This window comes from Acinetobacter sichuanensis (assembly GCF_003024515.2).
In the GTDB taxonomy this organism is placed as follows: domain Bacteria; phylum Pseudomonadota; class Gammaproteobacteria; order Pseudomonadales; family Moraxellaceae; genus Acinetobacter; species Acinetobacter sichuanensis.
In genome coordinates, this window is the sequence record NZ_PYIX02000026.1 from 36,904 (window position 1) to 59,992 (window position 23,089).

At 34.7% G+C, this 23,089-nt stretch carries 17 protein-coding genes and 3 pseudogenes; 19 read left to right on the forward strand and 1 reads right to left on the reverse strand.

Going from position 1 to position 23,089, the window contains the following annotated elements:
- The first annotated feature begins 168 nt into the window (after positions 1 to 168).
- The 18 genes and pseudogenes from C9E89_RS14610 to C9E89_RS14695 all read left to right on the forward strand — a co-directional run.
- Positions 169 to 804 carry a TnsA endonuclease N-terminal domain-containing protein gene (locus tag C9E89_RS14610; protein ID WP_107009077.1) on the forward strand — a complete coding sequence of 212 codons (636 nt, stop codon included), beginning with the start codon at positions 169 to 171 and terminating at the stop codon, positions 802 to 804.
- Complete coding sequence (locus tag C9E89_RS14615; RefSeq protein WP_107009078.1) at positions 794 to 1,786, forward strand: helix-turn-helix domain-containing protein; 993 nt, start codon at positions 794 to 796, stop codon at positions 1,784 to 1,786. Before C9E89_RS14610 ends, C9E89_RS14615 begins: the two co-directional genes overlap by 11 nt.
- A 171-nt stretch (positions 1,787 to 1,957) precedes the next feature.
- The gene (locus C9E89_RS14620; RefSeq protein WP_107009079.1) at positions 1,958 to 2,710 is read left to right on the forward strand and encodes a Mu transposase C-terminal domain-containing protein; all 753 of its coding nucleotides are present in this window, start codon (positions 1,958 to 1,960) and stop codon (positions 2,708 to 2,710) included.
- Positions 2,710 to 3,051, forward strand: a complete 342-nt coding sequence (locus C9E89_RS24040) for an ATP-binding protein (RefSeq protein ID WP_171405140.1) — start codon at positions 2,710 to 2,712, stop codon at positions 3,049 to 3,051. The genes C9E89_RS14620 and C9E89_RS24040 overlap by 1 nt, the downstream gene beginning before the upstream one ends.
- Positions 3,052 to 3,065: 14 nt before the next feature.
- On the forward strand, positions 3,066 to 3,704 hold the full coding sequence (locus C9E89_RS24045; protein WP_265935932.1) for a TniB family NTP-binding protein: 639 nt from the start codon (positions 3,066 to 3,068) through the stop codon (positions 3,702 to 3,704).
- A gap of 28 nt (positions 3,705 to 3,732) precedes the next feature.
- Positions 3,733 to 4,251, forward strand: a complete 519-nt coding sequence (locus C9E89_RS14635; protein WP_107009082.1) for a hypothetical protein — start codon at positions 3,733 to 3,735, stop codon at positions 4,249 to 4,251.
- A gap of 67 nt (positions 4,252 to 4,318) precedes the next feature.
- Entirely contained in the window at positions 4,319 to 5,776 is a 1,458-nt protein-coding gene (locus tag C9E89_RS14640) for a TniQ family protein (protein ID WP_116746698.1), read from the forward strand.
- Between the two features lie 80 nt (positions 5,777 to 5,856).
- Positions 5,857 to 8,916 carry a type I restriction endonuclease subunit R gene (locus C9E89_RS14645; RefSeq protein WP_107009095.1) on the forward strand — a complete coding sequence of 1,020 codons (3,060 nt, stop codon included), beginning with the start codon at positions 5,857 to 5,859 and terminating at the stop codon, positions 8,914 to 8,916.
- Positions 8,910 to 10,544 carry an HsdM family class I SAM-dependent methyltransferase gene (locus C9E89_RS14650; RefSeq protein ID WP_107009084.1) on the forward strand — a complete coding sequence of 545 codons (1,635 nt, stop codon included), beginning with the start codon at positions 8,910 to 8,912 and terminating at the stop codon, positions 10,542 to 10,544. Before C9E89_RS14645 ends, C9E89_RS14650 begins: the two co-directional genes overlap by 7 nt.
- Positions 10,537 to 11,829: a restriction endonuclease subunit S gene (locus tag C9E89_RS14655; protein WP_107009085.1), complete on the forward strand. Its 1,293-nt coding sequence runs from the start codon at positions 10,537 to 10,539 to the stop codon at positions 11,827 to 11,829. The genes C9E89_RS14650 and C9E89_RS14655 overlap by 8 nt, the downstream gene beginning before the upstream one ends.
- A gap of 90 nt (positions 11,830 to 11,919) precedes the next feature.
- Entirely contained in the window at positions 11,920 to 12,498 is a 579-nt protein-coding gene (locus C9E89_RS14660; RefSeq protein WP_107009086.1) for a hypothetical protein, read from the forward strand.
- Positions 12,499 to 12,556: 58 nt separating this feature from the next.
- Positions 12,557 to 13,384: a hypothetical protein gene (locus C9E89_RS14665; RefSeq protein WP_107009087.1), complete on the forward strand. Its 828-nt coding sequence runs from the start codon at positions 12,557 to 12,559 to the stop codon at positions 13,382 to 13,384.
- A gap of 79 nt (positions 13,385 to 13,463) precedes the next feature.
- Positions 13,464 to 13,895, forward strand: coding sequence for a 3'-5' exonuclease family protein (locus C9E89_RS14670; RefSeq protein ID WP_107009088.1), 432 nt, complete (start codon positions 13,464 to 13,466; stop codon positions 13,893 to 13,895).
- A gap of 636 nt (positions 13,896 to 14,531) precedes the next feature.
- Positions 14,532 to 15,980 carry a TolC family protein gene (locus tag C9E89_RS14675; RefSeq protein ID WP_378228079.1) on the forward strand — a complete coding sequence of 483 codons (1,449 nt, stop codon included), beginning with the start codon at positions 14,532 to 14,534 and terminating at the stop codon, positions 15,978 to 15,980.
- Complete coding sequence (locus C9E89_RS14680; protein ID WP_107009090.1) at positions 15,980 to 18,109, forward strand: type I secretion system permease/ATPase; 2,130 nt, start codon at positions 15,980 to 15,982, stop codon at positions 18,107 to 18,109. The genes C9E89_RS14675 and C9E89_RS14680 overlap by 1 nt, the downstream gene beginning before the upstream one ends.
- Positions 18,106 to 19,341 carry an HlyD family type I secretion periplasmic adaptor subunit gene (locus tag C9E89_RS14685; RefSeq protein ID WP_107009091.1) on the forward strand — a complete coding sequence of 412 codons (1,236 nt, stop codon included), beginning with the start codon at positions 18,106 to 18,108 and terminating at the stop codon, positions 19,339 to 19,341. The genes C9E89_RS14680 and C9E89_RS14685 overlap by 4 nt, the downstream gene beginning before the upstream one ends.
- A gap of 144 nt (positions 19,342 to 19,485) precedes the next feature.
- Positions 19,486 to 20,419: pseudogene (locus C9E89_RS14690) on the forward strand (IS5 family transposase).
- Positions 20,420 to 20,471: 52 nt separating this feature from the next.
- Positions 20,472 to 20,732: pseudogene (locus C9E89_RS14695) on the forward strand (oxidoreductase); the annotation flags it as partial.
- 33 nt (positions 20,733 to 20,765) lie between these two features.
- On the opposite strand, the pseudogene C9E89_RS14700 reads toward C9E89_RS14695, so the two are convergent.
- Positions 20,766 to 21,971: pseudogene (locus C9E89_RS14700) on the reverse strand (IS256 family transposase).
- Between the two features lie 546 nt (positions 21,972 to 22,517).
- Between C9E89_RS14700 and C9E89_RS14705 the strand changes: the two are divergent.
- On the forward strand, positions 22,518 to 23,089 hold a 572-nt coding region (locus C9E89_RS14705), incomplete at its 3' end, for a BapA/Bap/LapF family prefix-like domain-containing protein (RefSeq protein ID WP_107009092.1).

Below are 23,089 nucleotides of genomic sequence, written 5' to 3' on the forward strand. Positions count from 1 at the left end.
TTTCTTGGTCGAAATCTAAATTGTGTTATGTCCTTTTTATTTCAAGGGGTTAGAAATGTAGATTGTAGGATAAGTTTATAAAATTGTAGGAATAGCCTATAAATTATGTAGGATAAACTTATAAAAAAGCTTATAATTTGAACAAGGAAGTTCAGGATGAGCTAGAAAATGAATAGCCCTGCGCGCAAAATTCAGAAATCTGCTGTTAAGAATATTGTTCGTTTTCCTTCAATAAAAGCGAATGATGGAAAGACAATTCTTGTTGAATCCATCTTAGAGTCGAAATATTGTCTTCATTTAGAATTTGACACTGAGGTAGAGACATATTTTCCGCAACCTCAAAAATTTGAAGTTTCTGATAATGATGGACAATGTAATATTTATACACCTGATTTTGAAGTTGTTTATACTTCTGGTGTTAGGAAATATGTGGAGGTCAAACCCTCTGAAAATGCTCAAACTGAACACTATCAACTTCTCTTTTCTCGCTTTTCCAATTTCTTGCATGGTACTAATACAGACTTCTTGATAGTGAGTGAAATTGAAATCTATCAGCAACCATTACTATCAAACTATGAAAAGCTTTATCAATATAAAAAGCGCCCTTTATTAAAAATGAAGAATCTTCAGCAGTGCGCCGAAGATATTAATGATTCGATGCCATTAGCACAGTTAGTGCATAGACTTGGTGACCGAGCACACTTGAGAGAAATATATTCATGGATTGCGCTAGGGTATTTGCGATTTGATATGCGTTCTGAGCCATTGAGTATGACAACAGAGGTGAAATTCGATGTCTGCTGAGTTATGGGAACAAGGTGTAATCATTGAGTTTAACAAGGGTATTCCTTGTCATCGTGCTATGGTTCGGTCTGTAGGAAAAGCAGAAGTCGTTTTAGTAGATATTGAGAATGGAGCCGTATCTAGATTGAGTCGAGAAGAACTAGGTACAGTTTACGCTTCAGGAGGTATCAAATTTCTTGCGGAATCGCGAGATTTTGGGGATCTTAAGTTTATTGATCTTTCAGAAGCTGAACAGCGTGAAACCAATAGAAAATATAAATATATCAAAAGGCTTAAAGAAAATGGTATTAGTAAAATTACTGAGAAAAGTGCCAGAAATACGATACAGGAAGTCGCTTTAGAGTTAGGTGAGAAAGCACCACATTGGCAATCAGTAAGAAGTTGGTACGCTAATTTTGTCGAGGCAGGTCTAAAGATACAAGGTCTTTATCCTAAGCACCGATTTAAAGGGCATAGAAATCCTAAGATTGATGCTAAAGTTGTTGAAATTATTGAATATTGTGCAAAGAAATATTACACACTCAGCCAGTCGTCAATGGCTTCAGTGGTTCGTAATGTTGAAGCTAAAATTATGTCACACAATTTAGATCATCCTGATGCGCCGCTTCAGAAGCCAACATATCATACTGTTCAGAACCGTGTGTTAAGTGGGCTTTACCAAACTAAGAGAAAAGGGCGATATGGTGCTCGAGTTTTGCAGGCTGAACTTGCTAAAGCATTAAGTGGAATGACTACCACTAGAGTCTTAGAGCGTATTGAGCTTGATCATACAGAGTTGGATATTCATGTTCTACATGATGACTATAAGACTTTACTTGGTCGACCTAATATCACTGCTTTGATAGATCATTATTCTGGAATGTTACTTGGATTCCAAATTTCTTTTGAAGCGCCTTCATATGGCTCAGTTTGTTTGGCTTGTTTGAATGCATTCTTACCGAAAAATGACTTTATGAACGAGTTGAAATTGGACGGTTCTTGACCTGCCCATGGAATTCCTTCGACGCTTGTAACAGACAATGCTAATGAGTTTTGGGGTAAGAAATTTATTGCAGTTGCGGATGAAATAGGGACAGTTTTTCAGTATTGTCCGATTCGTAAAGGTAATTATAAAAGCCGTATTGAACGTTTCTTCGGTATAGTCAATGCACTAGTGCTTGATGATTTGCCTGGTGTGGTTAGAAAAATTGGTAAATCTGGTGATGGCTATGACGCAAGGCAAGAAGCTGCGCTCACATTTTCAGAGTTTAAACGATATTTTGTGAAGTGGGTGACAGAAGAGTATCACCATACACCTCTAGAAGACTCAGATTTAACACCTTATGAAATTTGGGCTAGCTCGGAGGAGTGCTTCCCAGTGCCCGTAGAAGATAAAATGGAATTGACTACTATTTTACTGGCTACTGCCACACGTACGCTGAATAAAAGTGGTATCGAAATTTTTTCGATGAACTATGACTCAGGTCTTCTTAAAGATTTATATAGAAGAGATGGGCCCGGGGAAGTAATTGTAAAATACAATCCTTTTGATATTGGTTATATATTGGTGCTAGATAAGATTAACAAGGTCTATTTAAAAGTAGATTGCCTGAAATATGCTTATGCTTCCAATCTTTCTGAGTTTGAACATAATAAGATTAGAGCTACTGCAAGAGCTGCTCGACAATCAAAATTTGACAACCTGAATCTCCAAAAAGCTAAAATTCAACTTGCTAAAGAGCGTGAAGAATTTCATGCAAGAAATGTTCGAAGAAGTAAGCAAGTAACAACGTCTAAAGCCGCAAGATCTGATAAAACAGGTGTCCCTAATATCAGCCTTGTGGTGGACAATTCACATCGTACGATGAAAGTTGATTTTGAAGATGATGGGGATAATCTCAGCTTAAATGGATGGAGTATGGGCTAATGAAAACTAGTTTCGAGGATCGTCCATTCATTAAAAGTCCATTTCTTACAAAAATGGTGAATCTATTTGATTCTTTGCGCAATAAAAAGAAAAAATATGGTGTTGCTTCTTGCATGTTAGTAACTGGAGAATCTGGAAGTGGAAAGTCTGAGTTAGCAAAATATTATGCAAAGAATAATCCGAAAATAGAACAAGCGGAGCGGACACATATCCCTGTTCTACACTACGAATTAAGATCAGTTTCGACACCAGAAGAATTCCTAAGATCGTTGTTGGTCACAATTGGTGATCCACAGTGCGGACGGGGCGCTAGAAACAAGGTGAGCTTTATGAGCGATTGATTACGTTGCTTAAGGTGGTTGGCATAGAGTTGCTGATCCTTGACGAAATTCAGGTGATCATTGAACGTCGTAGTGCAAAGGTTGTCACAGGAATTGCGGATTTATTTAAAGATCTAATCAATGATACAGAAATACCGATTATTTTTATGGGAATGCCTTGGAGTAGATATCTCGTTGAATCAAATCAGCAATTAGCACGTCGGATATCATATCGATATACCATTCCACCTTTTAGAATCAGCAGTAAAGAAGATCGTGATGATTATAGAAGGCTTTTGATGTGCTTATCTGAGGCATATGGGCTTTTTAAAAAGATTAAATTGGAAGAAATTACAATGTCACTAAGGTGTTTTAGTGCAACGAGTGGGAATCTAGCAGCTACGGCTAATCTTGTTCGCGATGCTAAGATGATGTCTGAAATGGAAGACATGAAAGTAGATACAGATTTGTTTGCTGAGGTTCTTGGCAGCTATGGTATTGATGAGCGAAATAATGCTTTTTTACTGCCGATTGACAAGTTGGTGTTGAGAGAACTCATCGTTCATTCAGATTGGCATTTTGGATATAGGGCAAATAAAAATGCGATCATCGATGCTGAATATGTTGAGTTTGGCGTATCAAAAGGCAATAAAGTGTTTTGTTTGGCAGGATAAATGATAATTTATCTCAAGGTGAAGCATTGTGTTACTTGATCGATCACGACCAAATGATCAGCAAAAATTTAGTGATTACTTGAATGATTTGGGAAAGAAAAATGGTTTTTCTGATATCCAAACCTTTAAAAAATTTCTAATAAATTCCTCTAGAAAATGGTATTGCATCTATTCTTTTGACAGCATTGATATATTTAGAATTATTTCTGGGCTTTATATTGAACTTGGTATTGATCAAGTAGAAGAGTTGGATGTTATGCGGTCACAATGTTTCAGGTGCCTTGATCGATACCCAGAAAATTGGTCATGGAATAAGATAGCTGAATATCCATGTGTAGGGCCGACCTTTACTAGTAAAAGATTTGAGCCATTACAGCAATTATTTAAAACTAAAAATAAAGAAGAATATTGTGGTTTGATACAGTGTTCTATGAGTAAGCTTGGGCTAAATACTTCACCTTTGTCAGATAGGATTTATTTCGCTGATCTAATCCCAGAAGGAACTTTATCTTCAAAGAAATATGGACTGATAAAGAAATATCTATAGATATAATGATAGTCTTAAGATTTTGGTGGGTATTGGATACTTTACTATCGATTGTGAGATCATTGAGATGCTTCTCGCCAGACCTAGCATCGAACCAAATGAATGCTTAGTTAGTTATTTGATCCGAATATCAGAGAAAAATGGCTTTAAGCATATAGGTCATTTGATGCGTCACGCTGGTTTGGCTTGGAAAAATAATCGTGTACCAGTTCATCAGATTTTAATTGGTGAGTTTGATCTTAATGTGTATTTATTGCAGCTTGGGTTAACAACTTTTTCCTCTAAAATTGGGCCAATATCTAAATCTTTTCAAAATGTTATTGATACGCACTATCTAATTGTTAAATATCCAAAGGTATGTCCAGATTGTATTGAAGAATTTGGATTCTGTAGATTTGAATGGAGCTTATTGCCGTACCTTGCATGTGTTCGACATGGAAAATTATTGATAGATATTCACTCTGGAACTGGCAAACGACTGAGTTGGTATCGTAGGTATTTAAATAAGTTTGATGATACTGAAGTTATCAGCTCATTAAGTAATGTTGCTCCATCTGAGGCAATCAAACTCAGCCGATATATTGAAGTACTATTGAACGGTAGAAAAGGTGTTTCTTGCCCTGAAATTCTACATGGTTTGGAGCTCCGAGAATCCCTTAGTGTAATCCATTTTATTGCTCATTATAGATCAAGGTTATTGGATGTTTCGTTTCAACCTCTTTCGATAACGAATGGTGAGCTTGTTCAACATTATCAGTACGCATGGACAATGCTTGAAAATTGGCCAGATGCTTACTACAAGTTTCTCAACCAATATCTTGAGCATCCGATGAGCAATAAAGGTGTTGGTGGCTTACATAAACATTTTAGGGATTTATATGAGTCTCTACATCGTCAGAGTGAAAACAAGGGGATTGCTCGGATAAAAGTTGAATTTGACCATTACATAGAGATTTATTGGCCTAGTGTCTTAGAGTCGAAGCGTATAACACGCATCCAGTTAACTACCCTAGGACGAAATATTGTTTCCAGAAAGGAAGCTGCCAAAATTCTTAATTGTCATCCAGATAGAGTAGATAAATTAGTACAACAACAAAAGCTCACACCTAATATTTTTGGAGGGAAAAAACACTATTCTCGTGAACAGGTTGAAGGTCTTGCAATACAGATATCCTCAAATTGGACGATGGATGAGGCTTGTGAGGCATTACAGCTAACAAGATACCAGCTAAAGCAGTTGTTAGATGCTGGTATATTACATACGTTTCAGCGCCCAGATATGTTCAACCGAGATTGGATCGTTGATAAAGTACAATGCCAAGAGATGATAGCAAGTTTGTGCCAGAAGGCACGGAAGAACACTCCACCTTCGGGAGTATTATCAATGACAAGTATGCAGCGCAGAGGCTACTCAATAGTTCGATTAGTTCTAGCTATGCAAACTGGGCAGATTGAATTTGGACAACTCTACGTTGTTGATCATCCTTTAAGTTTTAAGCAATTTACAGATTTTTCTTTAATTTAAATAGTTATTAGTTTATTAGCCAAAGGAAGAGATTATTCAGTATGATAAACAAAACTTTATAAATGATATCTGAGGGTTCCATGAAGTTTAATGAAGATGCTCGCGTAAAAATTCCAACAATTCTTCATTTAACAAGGCTTGGTTATAAGTATCTTTCTTTAAAAGAACATACATGGGATATGGAGTCTAATATTTTCCCTGAAATATTCTTGGAATCAGTAAGCCGAATTAACCCTTCATTTGAAAAAGATGATATTCGAAGAGAATTACAAGATTTAAAATTAGCTTTAGACAATGATGACTTAGGAAAAATATTTTTTCATAAGTTGGTCAACCGCTTTGGTATCAAACTCATTGATTTCGAAAATATAAATAACAACACATTTAATGTTGTTACAGAACTTACTTGTCAGAATGGAGATGAGGAATTTCGCCCTGACATCACTATCTTGATAAATGGCATGCCTTTAGTTTTTATCGAGGTGAAGAAGCCGAACAATAGAGATGGTGTTTTAGCTGAGCGAGACAGAATTAATAAGCGGTTCCAAAATCCTAAATTTAAAAGATTTGTTAACATCACTCAGTTCATGATCTTCTCAAACAATATGGAATACGACGATGAGGCTATTCAGCCAATCATGGGAGCTTTTTATGCTACCCCATCGTATTACAAGCCAAGTTTTAATTACTTCAGAGAAGAGGAAATTTTTAATCTAACTCATTTACTTAGCCCTTTAGCTGAATCAGAAGAAATTTGTATTCTTAAAGACAATAATTTTGAGGTGATTAGAAATAGCCCTGAATTTATTACCAATAAAGATCCTAATAGACCTACCAACCGAATTTGTACTTCTTTGCTAAGCCGAGAGCGTTTAGCATTTATGTTACGTTATTCAATTGCTTATGTGGAAACAGAAAATGGTGTGCAAAAACATATCATGCGCTATCCACAACTGTTTGCAACCAAGGCAATTGAAAGAAAATTAGATGAAGGTATTCGTAAAGGAATTATTTGGCATACTCAAGGTAGTGGTAAAACAGCATTAACTTACTATAACGTCAAATTTTTGACGGATTATTATCAACGAAATAATATAATTCCTAAGTTTTATTTCATTGTAGATCGACTTGATTTACTACAGCAAGCACAGGGTGAATTTACTAGTCGTGGGTTAGTTGTACATACGATTAACTCTAGAGATGAATTTACTAAGGATATTAAGGCAACTAAGGTCATCCACAATAACAGTGGCAAACCAGAGATTACTGTCATCAATATCCAGAAGTTCGCAGATGATCCAACGATTGTTTCAACAAAGGATTACAGTGTTGATATTCAGCGGGTTTACTTCTTAGATGAGGTACATCGTAGCTATAATCCTAAAGGTAGCTTTCTTGCAAATTTAGATGTTTCTGATCGTAATGCAATCAAAATTGGCCTCACAGGAACTCCGCTATTAGGAACAGACTACAATTCAAGATCGCTGTTTGGAGATTACATTCATAAGTATTACTACAATGCTTCAATTGCTGATGGCTATACATTACGTTTGATTCGAGAAGATATTCAAACCAACTATAAAATTGCTTTACAAGAGGCATTAGCACAAGCAGAGGTTAAACAAGGAGATGTCGATAAAAAAATTATTTATGCGCATCCGACTTTTGTAGAACCAATGCTACACTACATTGTTCAAGATTTTGAGAATAGTCGTGGTGCTTGCAATGATTCGACTATAGGTGGAATGGTCATCTGTGATAGCTCAGAGCAAGCGAAACAGATGTTTGAAATTTTTAATGCAAAATATAAAAAAGACAATGATGTTACTAAGACAGATACATCGTATACAGAGCATTTAAAAGAAAAAAACAAAGTTAAATCTGCTGCACTCATTTTACATGATGTAGGTAACAAACAAGAGCGTAAAGATTGGATTGATGCTTTTAAAGCAGGAAAAATTGATTTTCTCTTTGTTTATAATATGTTGCTGACTGGTTTTGATGCTCCTCGATTAAAGAAGCTTTATATTGGTCGTGTGATCCGAGAGCATAACTTGCTTCAGGCATTAACTCGTGTGAACCGTACCTACAAAGATTTTAGGTATGGTTACGTTGTTGACTTTGCAGATATTCGAAAAGAATTTGATGCAACAAACAAAGCTTATTTTGAGGAATTGCAGGCAGAGTTAGGCGATGAGATGGATAGCTATTCTCATCTCTTTAAATCTAAAGAAGAAATTGATCAGGAAATTAATCAATTAAAAGATTTGCTATTCCGTTTTGATACGGACAACATGGAAAATTTCTCAGAGCAAATCCAACAAATTGCTGACCGTAAACAAGTATTAGAACTCAAGAAAAGTTTAGCTGATGCAAAAAGCTTATATAACCTTATGCGTTTACAAGGTGAATATGAACAGTTGCGTTCTTTAGATTTTGAAAAGATTAATATCATGTTCCGAGAGACTAGCAATCATTTAGATATGCTGAATTTAAAAGAAAGTATTGAAAGTGGTGAGGACACTACAAATTTACTTAATTTAGCTCTTGAAGATGTGATTTTCAAATTTAAGAAAATTGCTGAGGAAGAATTAGTTCTAGCAGATCAACTTAAAGATACGTTACGTAAAACGAGAGAGGCTCTCGCGAGTAATTTTGATCAACAAGATGAGAAATTTATCAGCTTAAAAGAAGAACTCGAACGTTTGTTTAAAAAGAAGAAATTGAGTGAAGTCACCCAGCAAGAGATGGTCGCTAATATTGGTACTTTGCAACAAATTCATGAGCGAATAAAAGAGCTGAATCGTGCGAATAGGCAACTCAGTGATAAATACAAAGGGGACATTAAGTTCACACGTGTGCATAAAAGACTGCATGAACAAGGAGATATTTCAAAATCTGAAAGACAGATTTATGAAGCTTTGATTGGACTCAAACAGGATGCAGATGAGCGTGTGCTAGACAGTGAAAATGTATTAGATAACGAAGCATACTTTGCTCGAGTGATGATGCCAAATATTATTAAACGCTTTAAAAATGAACAGAACATTGCATTAAATCCAACGACTACACGGTATATTAACCAGCTTGTGGTAAATGAGTACCTCAAAGAGTTCAATGGTGGTTCAGGGCAATGGTAGAAATTCAGTTTCAGCAAAAAGTTAGAGAGCTTATTGATGGTTTAAAAGCTATCTGTGCTAACTATGGACTTGGTAATGATGGTAATGAATTTAAAATTATCACGCAGGCTTTTTTATATAAATTTTTGAATGATAAATTTGCTTATGAAGCAAAAAAAGTGGAATCAAATTTAGCTGAAGCTGAAAAATGGGAAGATGTGCTCTCTAACATGTCAGACGATGAGTTAGAGATGCTTGCATTACAGATGCCAGCAGACACAGCAACTCTTAAACCTCAGCACTTTATTAGCTATTTATTCAGCCAACAAAATGAACCTGATTTTGCAAAGCTTTTTGATGATACATTAAGAGATATTTCTATTCAAAATAATGAGATTTTTGCTGTTCAAACCGATGGTGGTGCAAAAATCAAGCTCTTTGATGAGCTTAGTCAGTTTATTAGTGATCCTTCTAAGCGTGATGAATTTTGCAAAGCGATCATTAATGAATTAGTAGAGTTTAGTTTTGAACGAATTTTTGATCAGAAGTTCGATTTCTATGCTTCTATTTTTGAATATTTGGTCAAAGACTACAACTCGAATAGTGGTGGTAAGTACGCAGAATATTATACGCCTCATGCAGTCGCACATATTATGGCAGAGATTCTTGTTCCTAAGGATCAGCAAGGACAAATTAAAAATGTGACTTGTTATGACCCAGCAGCAGGTTCAGGCACTTTGCTAATGAATGTGGCGCATGTTATTGGTGAAACTCGCTGTTCTATATATACACAAGATATTTCTCAGAAGTCTTCAAATTTATTACGTTTAAATTTAATTTTGAATAATTTAGTGCATTCAATTCCGAATGTGGTTCAAGGTAATACCATACAGCATCCTTACCATCGGGATGGAAAACTACTGAAGAAGTTTGATTATATTGTTTCAAATCCGCCTTTTAAATTAGATTTTAGCGATTTTAGAGATGCTTTAGATACTCCAGTAAATAGTGAACGTTTTTTTGCTGGAATACCTAAGATTAAAGAAAAATCTAAAGATAAGATGGAGATTTACCAATTATTTTTACAACATATAATTTATTCGTTAACTGACAAGGGAAAAGCTGCGATAGTTGTACCTACAGGATTTATTTCTGCACAATCAGGAATTGATCAAAAAATCCGACAATATTTAGTTAAGAATAATTTGATATCAGGTGCTATATCTATGCCATCAAATATTTTTGCTAATACTGGGACTAATGTATCTATCCTTTTCTTATCAAAAGGTTTTAATAATGAAGTTATATTAATTGATGCTTCAAAACTAGGTACAAAAATTAAAGATGGTAAAAGCCAGAAAACTGTATTAGATGTTAATGAAATAAAGAAAATTATTTCAACTTTTAATGAAAGGGTATCTGAAGAAGAATTTTCTATATTAGTTAGTGCTGATGATCTTAAAAAGAAAAATTATAGTTTTAGTGCGGGGCAATTTTTCAAAGTTAATCAGGAGATAGTAGAAATAACTGAACAGGAATTTCTAGAAAAAGTTAAAATTTTTCAATCAGAAATTAATGATCTATTTAAGTGTTCTAATGAGTTGCAAAAGCAGATTAATTTGTCATTAGGGGGGATCTATAGTGAATAAATATTCCTTCGAAGATATTGTAATCCCCCAACAAGGGTTCTTGAGAGGACCATTTGGTGGTGATTTAAAGAAAGAAATCTTTGTTGAAAAGTCATCTGATACTTATAAGGTTTATGAACAAGGTGTAGTGTTAAATAAAAACTCCGAATTAGGTAGATATTATATATCTAATGAATACTTTAATAAGAAAATGAAAAGATTTGAGGTTAAGCCAGGAGATTTTCTAGTTTCTTGTTCAGGGGTAAATTATGGAGCAATATATCAATTAGGTGATGATATTGAAAAAGGTATTATTAACCAAGCTTTACTAAGAATTAGATTAAATAGTCAATTAGTAGATGATAGCTATTTTATATATTTATTTAAAAGCTATATTGTAAATATGATTGTAGGTAGGAAAGGTGATTCAACGATTCCTAATTTTCCACCTTTGAGTTTTATTAAGAAGCTTGAGTTTCCTTTACCTGATTTGAAGACTCAAAAAAAAATAGGTCATTTTTTGAAATTAATTGATTCAAAAATTGAATGTAATAATACTATTAATTTAACTTTAGAGAAGATGGCAAAAAAATTATATGATTTTTGGTTTTTAAACTATCAATTTCCCGATGAGCAAGGTCGATTTTATAAGAACAATAATGGTTGTTTTAAGTTTTCAGAAGAACTAAATGTAAATATTCCAACTAACTGGTCAGTAAAATCACTTTGTGAAATTGCTAATATTACTATGGGGCAATCACCTGATGGTAGTTCTTATAATGAATCTGCGCAAGGCACAATTTTTTACCAAGGTTCAACAGATTTTGGTTGGATTTTTCCAAAAGTACGTCAGTACACTACAGAGCCTGCTCGTATGGCTAAAAAGGGCGATATTCTGTTAAGTGTACGAGCACCTGTCGGTGATATGAATATAGCAAATACAGATTGTTGCATTGGTCGAGGATTAGCTGCACTGAATAGTAAATATGGATTTGATGGGTTTCTGTTTTATGTGATGAAATACTTTAAACAAGTATTTGATAGAAGAAACTCAGAAGGAACAACTTTTGGCTCAATTACCAAAAATGACTTATATTCCCTAAAGTTAGCTTATCCTCCAAAAGAGCTTCTAGAAAAATACGATAATATCGTTTCAAAATACAATGAGATGATCTTTATTAGAAGTATGGAAAACCAAAAGTTGGAGGAGTTGCGAGATTGGCTCTTACCTATGCTGATGAATGGTCAGATTTCTATTCGAGATGCGGAAGAGCATATAGCTAAAACTTTTGAGCACAACGAGTAAAGTGTTAATGCGTCAGGTTGTGTCTCTTTAGGCTGTAGAAGTGGGTGAAAATCAAGCATAATAGAATCTAACATGAGATGGGGGCATAGCATGAAACATATACTACATGTGGTTTTAACGGCTATTTCCATCGCTTTAGCAGGATTGATTTTTCTTATTTCTCATGAGGAGAATGTTTGGCTGCAATGGGATTCAGTCAAGCATTTGATCTCATTTTTAACAAGCATTGAAAATATTACGCTTACTGAAAAATTTGTTACTCAGTCAATAACATATATTGCTTATACAATATATCTTATTGTTTTACTGCTACTTTCATTGTTCTCGATCAATTTTAGTTTTAAGCATTTAGATCAGGATGTCATTGAGAGAGCGAAAGTTAAAGAATTTGAGCAAGCAAATGATTTTTATCTTCCAATTTATTTAGGTTATGCATTTGTTGCTATTAGTTTACCTACATTGAAATCATTTCTTCTTTTCTTTGTATTGATGCTAATCGTACTAGCTAGAACTCGATTTTTTTACTTTAATCCAATATTTTTAGTATTAGGATATAAATTTTATTTTATAAAACAGACAGATGATTCAAAAGTTCTGGTGATTTCTAAGCAAGAAATAAAAACTATTGATGAGCTTTTTGAAGATGGTAATAGTGATATAGGGGGATAATATTGCCGTGACTAGAATAAATGATTTTACATTCTTAATTTTAGAGTAGGGAGGGGGAATGAATTTTTTATACTCAAGAAATAATAGGAAATTTCACACTGTACTATCAGGCTCAAAGTGTCCTGATTTTTTTACATCAACAGACCCTACTCAGCTCACAAAAGTTACTTATTCATCAACTGCTGTATTACAGGCAGATGAGTGGTTTGAAGTCGATCTTAACACTTTACCGAATGTAAGCGATCCTTTAGAAAAGTTAAATAGACAGGTCAATAATAGCTTACCAACAATTTCTAGAATTCAATATAAAGATATATTGTATATTGTTTTTAAGAAATCTAATGAAGACTATTTTTATCTTCAGAAGATTTTACCTAGTGCAAAAGTCTATGGTAAACAATTGGTTTCGTTCTCAAGCCAACCTGATCTAATTGAGCAGCCAATTGTAATTGTTGCAGAATTTCCAGATGCTATATATGAAATTAGTACTAAAAAATTAATTTTTAAAAAATTAGATTTTTTAGAGTCAATATTTACGGGATTGAATACTCTATTTAGAACTGCTACTACAGCAGAAGTTACCCAGTTTTTCCAATTAGGTGGATTATTGGCAATCGATCCGTTATATACAGTCGACAAAGTTGGGATTCCAAATCGAAAGAATATTGCAAAAGCATTAGATATATACAATTCATATACTCCTCAGATTCAGCAAAGTTTACACGCTTATATCCAAACACTTGGTTTGCCTGCTGATGCCAAGGGTAAGTACATTATTACAGATGAGCAGTCTTTAAAGAATTTTGCATATGCTATTCAAGAGCGGTTTTATACAACACAAGCATCTATGCAAGATCGTTTAGCGCAAGCTTATGTTCCAGTTTAAGAGACGTTAGGGTGCAATTTTAGATTCGCGAGGCATGTGAGTACGCTCTAAAATTGTGTTTATATGCAGTGAGACAAAAATGTATTTATTTCTAGATTGTGAATTTAATGGTTGGCATGATCAAGGTACAGGTGAGTTGATTTCATTAGGCTTGGTGTCTGCCGATGGCAAATATGAGTTTTATGAGGTGGTAAACTGTAAGAATCCTAGTCCTTTTGTTGAACAACACGTACTTCCAATTTTAGGGCAATCCGCTATCCCTATGTGGGAATTAGTGAACAAGCTGTGCAGTTTCTTATGGGAAGTGAACTCTCAAGGAGAGGAGAGCATTACTATTGTAGCTGACTATCCTTCAGATATAGAGTTATTTAACCGTATTTTGCTCTTAGGACAAGGGCAATGTATCAATGTGCCTGTATTAGGATTCCTACTCGATTTGTCGCTCACGACAAAGAATTCTGCGATTCCCCATAATGCATTAGCTGATGCTAGAGCTCTGAGCAAAGATTAAAGTACGCTAATAAGATCACAAAGTGAGTGAGCTTTGAATTTAGCTCTACCTGACTAAAGGTAGCTTTTTATAATCTTATCCTACAATTTAATTTATAGACTTATGCTTCAAAAGGCTTAGTTGAGCGGGGGCTGGGCCATTTTTTTATAAACTTATCCTACAACTGACAAGAAAGTTGAGATTCGCGTATTCTTTATATTTTAATATTTATTAAAATATAGTTTTATTAATTTTGATAAATATTTTTTATTGGATATTTATCACATTTTTTATAATAAGTGTTGTGTGGTCTAAACATAATGATTATGAATTTTGAAAAATATTAAGGTTATAGGTTTTATTTTATTAGTTTTATGGTTTAATCATTGGTGTTTTGTTTATTCAATTTGAAAATTAATAATCAAAATTTTGATTTAGATGTCGGTTGTTCTCAGTTAAACCGTTGAAAAATGAAACGGTGATATAGCAAAATCTTTCATTTTTGATATATGGGAAATAATGTCAAAAAATGCAAATGATTACAGAGAATTCAATATTATTTCTAGGTACAGTTTACACATGTGTAAAGTGAAATATCTCACATTTTCTATTCAAAAATTAAATACTTTTATCGCGCTGAGTTTATGTTTAAACAGCATGGTTTATGCAGAAACTCGGCAAGGGTATTTTCAAGAGATTAAACAAAATATTGGAAGTTTAATTCGTCCTCAAGCGGATGAATCTTATAGCACAGTACAACTGAGTCAGTTGTCAAACTTTCAAGTTGAAACAGATCCAATTTATCAACAATTGCCTGTGGTTGGTCATCCAATGACAGATGATAATAATGCCCCTTTGTATAATAATGCTGAAATACAAAGTCGTTTGAGTTTACAAAATGCAGTGCAAATTGCAGTAAAACGTAATCCAAATATTTCACAATCTTTGGCAAATTTAGCTGCACAAAATGCCAATATTGATGTGGCAAAAGCACAATATTATCCGCAGTTAAAAGCAGGTTTAAACACAGGTGATTTTACTTCGAGTGATCGTGGGCGTCAGGTCTATACAGTTGAAGCAAATCAGATGCTCTATGATTTTGGTAAAGTAAAATCTAGTGTTGATACGCAAAAAAATAAATTAGAAGCAGAACAAGCCAATGTTTTAGTGAGCATTGATGAAATTTCAACAGAAACTTCACGTGCCATTATTGCTGTTTTGCGATATCGAGTTTTACTTAATATTGCACAAGATCAAGTCAAAGGTGTGAGTCGTTTACATGAAATTGCTCGATTACGTTCCGAGGCAGGGATTAGTAGTTATGCAGATCCTGTGCAAGCTCAAAGTTATGTAGAATATGCAAAAACGTATTTATTGACACAACAAAATAAATTGCGTCAAGAAGAGCAAAAACTTCGCACATTATTGGGCTTTGATGTCAGTCGCACTGATTTTATTATTCATGATGATTTCTTAAAAAAATCAGAACTTTATACTTCTCCAAAAATGAATACGATTCCGAGCATGATTGCAGCCCAAGCTGAAATAGAAGTGGCGCGTAGTCAAAAGAAACAAACGGAGTTAAGTCGTTATCCAACTGTGTCTTTGGTCGGTTCACTCAATCAAGCACTGAATGGTAAAAACCCAAATACAGGTAAAGAAGATGATACTGATAGCTCAATTGGTATCTCTATGAGTAGTAATTTTTATCAGGGTGGTGCAGTCAGTTCACAAATTCGCTCTGCAGGTTATGCAGAGCAAGCTGCACGTTCAAAGTTGAATGCCACTTATTTAAATATCATGGATTCTACGCAAATTGCCCGTGAAAATATTGAAAATATGGACAAGCAAATTTGGGTGTTGATTGAACGAGAGCGTTCTACTGCAAAAACACGTGAACTTTACGAAGAACAATACAAGTTAGGAAAACGGTCTATTTTAGATTTACTGAGTTCTGAACAGTCTTTTCATAGTTCTCGTGCAGAACGAGAATCTGCCCGTTACGATATTTATGACACACTTGCGATTTATATCAATGTAATTGGTAAAAGTAGAGATATTTATCAACTTAATAATACGAAAATTCAAGGGTTTGAAGTACAGTAATGAACCAAACACTCAATTATCAACCTTGGCTGCAAGCCATTTTAACGGTTGCTCAGCATTATCGTATTCAGCCCTCAGAAGAGCAAATACGTTTACAGCTAGATTGGAATAAATATCATAATATTGATGATTTATTACAGATTGTCACCAAACAATTGGGATTAAATTATCGTCGTGCCGATTTTTCAAAAGATGTACTGAACCCTTGGCGTTTACCTGTAGTCATCGAATTTACAGATGGGCAAGTTGCGGTTATTGAAAAAGTAGACCAACAAGGTAACGCAAGTCTACAGCTGAGTGGGGATCAAGGTTTATCACAAACTTTTGATTTAAAAGCCTTACAAGCCAATGCTAAACAAGTTTTTATTTTCCGACCAGAAACATCTATTCCTGATGCGCGTGTTGATGAATATATTAAGCCCTATGAGCAAAGTTGGTTTTGGAGCATTGTTCTAAAAGATTGGAAACGCTATACCGATATTATGGTTGCGTCCATGATTGCCAATATTTTAGCTTTGGCAACCATTATTTTCTCCATGCAAGTGTATGACCGTGTTGTGCCATCACAATCCATCCCTACGTTGTGGGTTCTGGCAGGTGGGGTGCTGATCGCAGCTATTTTTGAATTTACTTTGCGTGTGGCACGGGTGTATTTGTCTGACATTATTGGTAAACGTGCGGATTTGAAAATATCTGATCGTGTGTTTGGTCATGCATTGCGTATTCGTAATAAAGATCGTTCTAAATCTACAGGATCATTTATTTCACAAATTCGTGAGTTAGAAGGGGTGCGTGAACTTGTTACCTCAACCACGATCAGTGCAATTGCCGATTTACCATTCTTCCTATTATTCCTTGCAATTTTTTGGGTGATTGGTGGCAACCTATTTTGGGTGATGCTAATCGTTGTACCATTGATGATTATTCCAAGTATTTTGGCGCAAAAGAAGCTCGCACAGCTCGCACAAGAAGGCATGCGTGAAGGTGCTATTCGTAATGCAATTTTAGTTGAAGCTGTTCAAGGCATTGAAGATATTAAATTATTACGTGCAGAAGCCAGATTTCAAAACCAATGGAATCACATGAATGAGGTTTCAGCCGATGTCAGTATGCGCCAACGTAAAATTACTGGTTGGTTAAATGCATGGACTCAAAAAATTCAGGGTTTGACTTATGCAGTTGTCGTATTGGTGGGTTGTTTTGCAGTGATGAAAGGGGATATGACGACTGGTGCGCTAGTTGCATGTTCGATTTTATCTTCAAGAATGTTAGGACCTATTTCACAAATTACGGGTGTTTTAGGGCGCTGGCAACAAGCCAAAGTGGCGAAGCAAGGTTTAGATGAGTTAATGAAAAAACCTGTGGATCGTCCTGATCGAGCACAACTGATTCATCGCCCAACGATTTTAGGTAACTACGAATTTAAAGGCGTTTTATTTAAATATAGTGAAGATGATCCTCGTCCATCCGTAGTTATTCCACAGTTAAAAATTAAAGCTGGCGAAAAAATTGCAATTTTAGGTCGTAATGGGGCAGGTAAATCAACTTTACTGCAATTATTGGCAGGAATGCAGACGCCAATTCAAGGCAAAATCACTTTAGATGGAGTTGACCAAAATTTAATTGATCCTGATGATATTCGTCGAGATATGACTTTGTTGAATCAAAATGCTCAACTTTTTTACGGTACGATTCGTGAAAATTTGACTTTAGGCGCACCATTGGCAACAGATCATGACATTATCAATGCTTTAAAACTGGCAAATGCACTTGAAATTGTAGAACAGAAAAAAGAAGGCTTAGATCACGTTGTGCTTGAAGGTGGTACAGGTTTTTCTGGTGGTCAGAAACAATCTTTATTATTAGCACGTTCTATATTACGCAATCCAAGTATTCTGTTATTAGATGAGCCAACAGCAGCATTAGATGATGTTTCTGAACGTACTTTAATTAATAACTTAAAAGAATGGTCAGCACATCGAACTTTGATTGTGGCAACACATCGCCCCGCAGTATTGCAATTGGTAGACCGTATCGTTGTGGTTCATGAAGGAAAAATCGTAAAAGATGGTCCTCGTAATGAAATCTTGAATTCGAGTCAAGCCAATGCACGAGGTACTTCAGCATGAGTTCAGCACAATTACCTGAAAATAAAACAAAACCAGAAAATGGCTTAGACACATTAAAGCGTCCAAGTAATCCTTCGGCACTCAAATTTTCTGAGCCACCTTTACCCAAATCAAGCTTGGTGATTTGGATCGTTGCTTTAGGCTTAATTGCTTTTATTGTTTGGGCATGTATGTTCAAATTAGAAGAAGTATCGACAGGAACAGGTAAAGTCATTCCTTCATCTAAAGAGCAAACCATCCAGTCTTTAGATGGTGGTGTCGTGACTAAGCTAGAAGTAAAAGAAGGTGATATTGTTGAAAAAGGGCAAATTTTAGCGCAAATTGACCCCACTCGTTTTGAATCACAAGTTGGTGAAAGTTTAAGTAAATTACGTGCGATGCAGGCAACTGCAGCACGTTTACAAGCTGAAGTAAATGGTACTCAGTTGAGCTTTCCTAAAGAAGTCCATGAGATTCCAAGTTTAGTTTCAGAAGAAACAGCACTTTATACTTCTAGACGTTGGAACTTAGAAGAGTCGATCAAAGGTTTACAACACGCGTTGTCTTTGGTGCAAAACGAATTACAAATGACACAACCTTTGGTTGCAAAAGGAGCTGCTTCAGAAGTTGAAGTGTTACGTTTAAAGCGTGATATTAATAACTTTGAAAATCAGATTAATGACAAGCGTAATGATTACTATGTGAAAGCTCGTGAAGAATTAGCCAAAGCCAACGCAGATATTAAATCTTTACAACAAGTCGTAACAGGACGTAATGACTCTGTAAAACGTTCGACTTTCTATGCACCTGTGCGTGGCGTAGTGAAAGAACTTGCTATTACCACGATTGGTGGGGTTATTCCGCAAAATGGAAAATTAATGACTTTAGTTCCATTAGATGAAAAGTTATTAATTGAAGCACGTATTTCACCAAGAGATATCGCTTTTATTCATCCTGGACAAGCAGCACTTGTGAAAATCACAGCCTATGATTATTCAATCTATGGCGGCTTAGATGGCAAAGTTGTCGTGATTTCACCAGATACAATTCGAGATGAAGTTAAACAAGATCAATTTTATTATCGTGTTTATATTCAAACTGATGTTGATAAATTGGTCAATAAATCTGGGCAATCATTTGCAATTACACCTGGTATGGTCGCGACAGTAGATATTAAAACAGGGCAAAAAACGATTATGGAATATTTACTTAAACCATTTAATAAAGCACAAGAAGCATTAAGAGAAAGATAATTTATTTATTAAAAAGCCAGTATTTATACTGGCTTTTTTGTGAGCAAAAATATATAAGGTAATAAAAAATATGATGTTCTAAGTTAAAATGGCTTTGTTGCACAAACCTACCGAATAAGTTCTTATTCCACAATATATTCGCAAATGAATAAACCTACACCTAAAATCTATCGTACAACCAATTGGTTCACATATAACAGAGCCTTAATTAATCGAGGCAATATTTCCATTTGATTTGATCCTTTGACTCAATGGTATGTTCATACGCAAGGAAAACATGGGCGAAATCAAACTTACTCCGCTACAGCTATTCAATACTGTTTAATGATCAAATCTTTATTTAAATTGTCTTTGCGAATGGTTACTGGCTTCGTCCAAAGTCTGATTAAGCTTTGCGGGTTAATTGGATAGCGCCAGATTATTCCACACTGTGCAGAAGACAAAGGTGTATCGATATTGCGATTGGATATTAAAAAAGTAGTGATGGTCTTTATCTACTCGTGAACTCTACTGGTTTGAAGTTTTTAGGGGAAGGTAAATGGAAGTGTAAGAAACATGGATCTGAATATCGTCGCCAATGGCGTAAGCTTCATATTGCTATAGATGCTAAAATCCTTCAAATACGTGTTGTACAACTTACCACAAATAATGTCGGTGACTCACAGGTACTGGAAGATTTACTTGCTCAAATTCCTTTAGATGAACAAATCGATTCTGTCTATACAGATTGCTTATGACACAAAACAATGCCGTCAGGTCATTGCAGATCGGCAAGTGTATGCATTGATTCCACCTAGAAAAAATATAAAGCCCTGGAAAGATATAAAAATGCATTCACGAGAGCGAAATGAACTACTTTGAATAGCTAACTAAACGTTTCGGCAAAACACCATAGAAAAAATGGTCGGGTTATCATCGGCGAAGTTTGGTTGAAACTAAGATACATTGCATCAAATTATGAGGTGATAAACTCAGTGAGAGGAACTTTGACAGCCAAGTTAACGTGATTCATGTACGTATGACCGTCTTAAATAAATTTACGATATTAGGCAGACCTCATACCCAAGTTGTCACTTAAATTTGAGTAAAATAGGATAACTTTGATTTTTAAATCTTTGTGCAACAAAACTCCACAAATGGATGAGTTAGCAGAACGTGGTGCAAATTACGAGTTGCATTACGCATTTCGTTCACCTGAACATGCAGCTTTGTTAGATGAACTCAAACAAGGCATACATGCTGAACATGTGTATAGCTATATTGATAGCGAAGGTACACATTTAGATTTAAATGTATTAATCGGTACTCAGCCAAAAGGTACACATGTCTATATATGTCTACCAAAACCAATGATTGGTGCGGTGATTAATAGTTGTAATCAGCACTATTATGAGTCTGTAAATTATTTTGTGTAAGTTCCATTTTTATAAATGATCTTTTAGTCGATCATCGAAATGAATCGTAAACCAATTCATTGCTAAACGCCAATTTTGAATTGGCATTGTCCACTTCTTAGCAGCATTCGATGCTGCTAAATAAATGACTTTCCTCACAGAGTCATCAGAAGAAAAGATTTTTCTTTTCTTCGTTGAGTGACGGATCACACTATTCAGTGACTCAATTGCATTTGTTGTATAAATGGCATGACGTATTTCAGCAGGATAGCTAAATATCGTTCGAATATTTTCCCAATTTGCTTTCCAGGATTCTCCAATTTTAGGGTACGGATGATTCCATTGATCACAGAAAATATTTAATGCAGTAAGCGCATTATCTTTGGTACTTGCTTGGTAGATCGCCTTTAGATCAGCTGTAACAGCCTTGTAATCCTTCCAACTCACAAATTTCAGACTATTGCGTACAACATGTACAATACATAATTGGATATCCGTATGAGGGTAAACAGAGGCTATGGCATCAGGAAACCCCTTTAGACCATCAACACATGCAACAAGAATGTCTTGTACTCCTCGATTTTTAAGTTCAGTCATGACCGATAACCAAAATTTGGCACCTTAGGTCTGAGCAATCCAAATTCCGAGCAATTCCTTATGTCCATCTATATTAATGCCTAGAGCAAGGTATACGGATTTATTGATTACAGTGGAGTGTTGACGAACTTTCACAACAATACAATCAAGATATACAACAGGATAAAGACTATCGAGCGTTCTATTTTGCCACTCAGTCACTTGCTCAATCACAGCATCTGTAACTTTACTAATCAATGACGCTGAAACATCGGCATCATACATTTCTTTAAAAAAGCAACGATTTCTCTATTAGTCATTCCTTTCGCATACAACGACAGAATTTGGTCATCCATGCTAGTAATACGAGTTTGATGCTTTTTAATAATTTGAGGTTCAAATGACCCATCTCGAGCACGTGGGATATCTAAAGCAAGTTCTCCATCTTGAGTTAAAACAGTTTTAGAGCTAAAGCCATTACGACTATTTAAACCTTTCTTAGACTGATGCTTCATAGCCGAGGTGATCGGAAAGCTCTGTATTTAGTGCTGTTTCAATCATGAATTTTTTAAATACTGCTGTCATTTGGTTTGAATCTTCTGGAGTTTTTAAACCTTTGGCTAATTCAACAGCTATACTTTTGATTGTTGCTTCATCCATGTGGAGTACTTCTTTTGGCAGCAATCGTGGCTTATTGTTTAAATTCGAATAAGCCAACTTTTAAAAACTTGATTGCAAATTAAGGTGATTTTATCGAACTCAGGTTAAGTGTTTATATTTAAACATATATTGTGTGATATATAATACATTAATTGTTAATTTTGATATTTTTTTAAATTGTTTTATAAAATATATGACTTATTTTACACATCATATAAGTGTAAATAGTTATAAAAATAATATTTAAGTTAAACTTAAATAATTATTAATTTAATTTAATATTTTAATTTCTATAAGGATTTATAAAAATATAATATATTGATAAATAATGAGTAATTTTATATTAAAAATTTTTTATAAATACTTTATGTTCTAATAACGCACAAGTTTTTTTTAGAAAATATTAATATTAATATTTTTTTAATTAATTGTTAATTTTTTATTGAATTATTATTTTTTTTGGTTGCTTTTAAAATAAAAATAGCATGATAAGATTTGCGAGGGATTCTTTTAAATCAGTATTTTGCTGATAATGGTGATAATAAAATGACGAATATATCAATAGTTTCCAAAACTACATGGAAATCGGTAGATATTTTAAATCCAAGCTTTAGCTTAAATAAACCTTCTGTTGTTATATTAAAATGTAATAAAGAAGAAATAAAAGATATTGCAAGGAATGGAGATAATTTAGTTATTACTCTAGAAAATGGAGAAGTTATTCAAATTGAAAACTTCTTTGCTATGGATAATAGTTTAGTTCTAGAAGATAATGATAAATTATTGTGGGTACAATTTAGTGATTTAAATCACGTAGCATTAGAAACAGTTAATTATGCGGGCATAGAACATGTTGAGCCCTTGTTATATGACGATGGCGCAGGTGTATGGCCCTTTGTGGCGGGTGTAGCAGGTGCTATAGCAACAGGAACATGGATTGCAAACACATCTTTAGATAATGATAAAAATCATAATGACCGAGATACCACTGCACCAGATGCACCATCCGATGTTGTGATCAGCGCAGATGGTAAAACCGTGACAGGAAAAGCCGAAGCAGGTTCTACTGTTGAAATTAAGGACAAAAATGGCAATCTATTAGGTTCAGGTAAAGCAGA

Excerpts from the sequence above, each read along its gene's own strand:
- C9E89_RS14610 (WP_107009077.1), top strand. The coding sequence starts at position 169 with ATGAATAGCCCTGCGCGCAAAATTCAGAAATCTGCTGTTAAGAATATT.
- C9E89_RS14615 (WP_107009078.1), top strand. The coding sequence starts at position 794 with ATGTCTGCTGAGTTATGGGAACAAGGTGTAATCATTGAGTTTAACAAG.
- C9E89_RS24040 (WP_171405140.1), top strand. The coding sequence starts at position 2,710 with ATGAAAACTAGTTTCGAGGATCGTCCATTCATTAAAAGTCCATTTCTT.
- C9E89_RS14640 (WP_116746698.1), top strand. The coding sequence starts at position 4,319 with ATGCTTCTCGCCAGACCTAGCATCGAACCAAATGAATGCTTAGTTAGT.
- C9E89_RS14645 (WP_107009095.1), top strand. The coding sequence starts at position 5,857 with ATGAAGTTTAATGAAGATGCTCGCGTAAAAATTCCAACAATTCTTCAT.
- C9E89_RS14650 (WP_107009084.1), top strand. The coding sequence starts at position 8,910 with ATGGTAGAAATTCAGTTTCAGCAAAAAGTTAGAGAGCTTATTGATGGT.
- C9E89_RS14660 (WP_107009086.1), top strand. The coding sequence starts at position 11,920 with ATGAAACATATACTACATGTGGTTTTAACGGCTATTTCCATCGCTTTA.
- C9E89_RS14665 (WP_107009087.1), top strand. The coding sequence starts at position 12,557 with ATGAATTTTTTATACTCAAGAAATAATAGGAAATTTCACACTGTACTA.
- C9E89_RS14670 (WP_107009088.1), top strand. The coding sequence starts at position 13,464 with ATGTATTTATTTCTAGATTGTGAATTTAATGGTTGGCATGATCAAGGT.
- C9E89_RS14675 (WP_378228079.1), top strand. The coding sequence starts at position 14,532 with ATGGTTTATGCAGAAACTCGGCAAGGGTATTTTCAAGAGATTAAACAA.
- C9E89_RS14680 (WP_107009090.1), top strand. The coding sequence starts at position 15,980 with ATGAACCAAACACTCAATTATCAACCTTGGCTGCAAGCCATTTTAACG.
- C9E89_RS14685 (WP_107009091.1), top strand. The coding sequence starts at position 18,106 with ATGAGTTCAGCACAATTACCTGAAAATAAAACAAAACCAGAAAATGGC.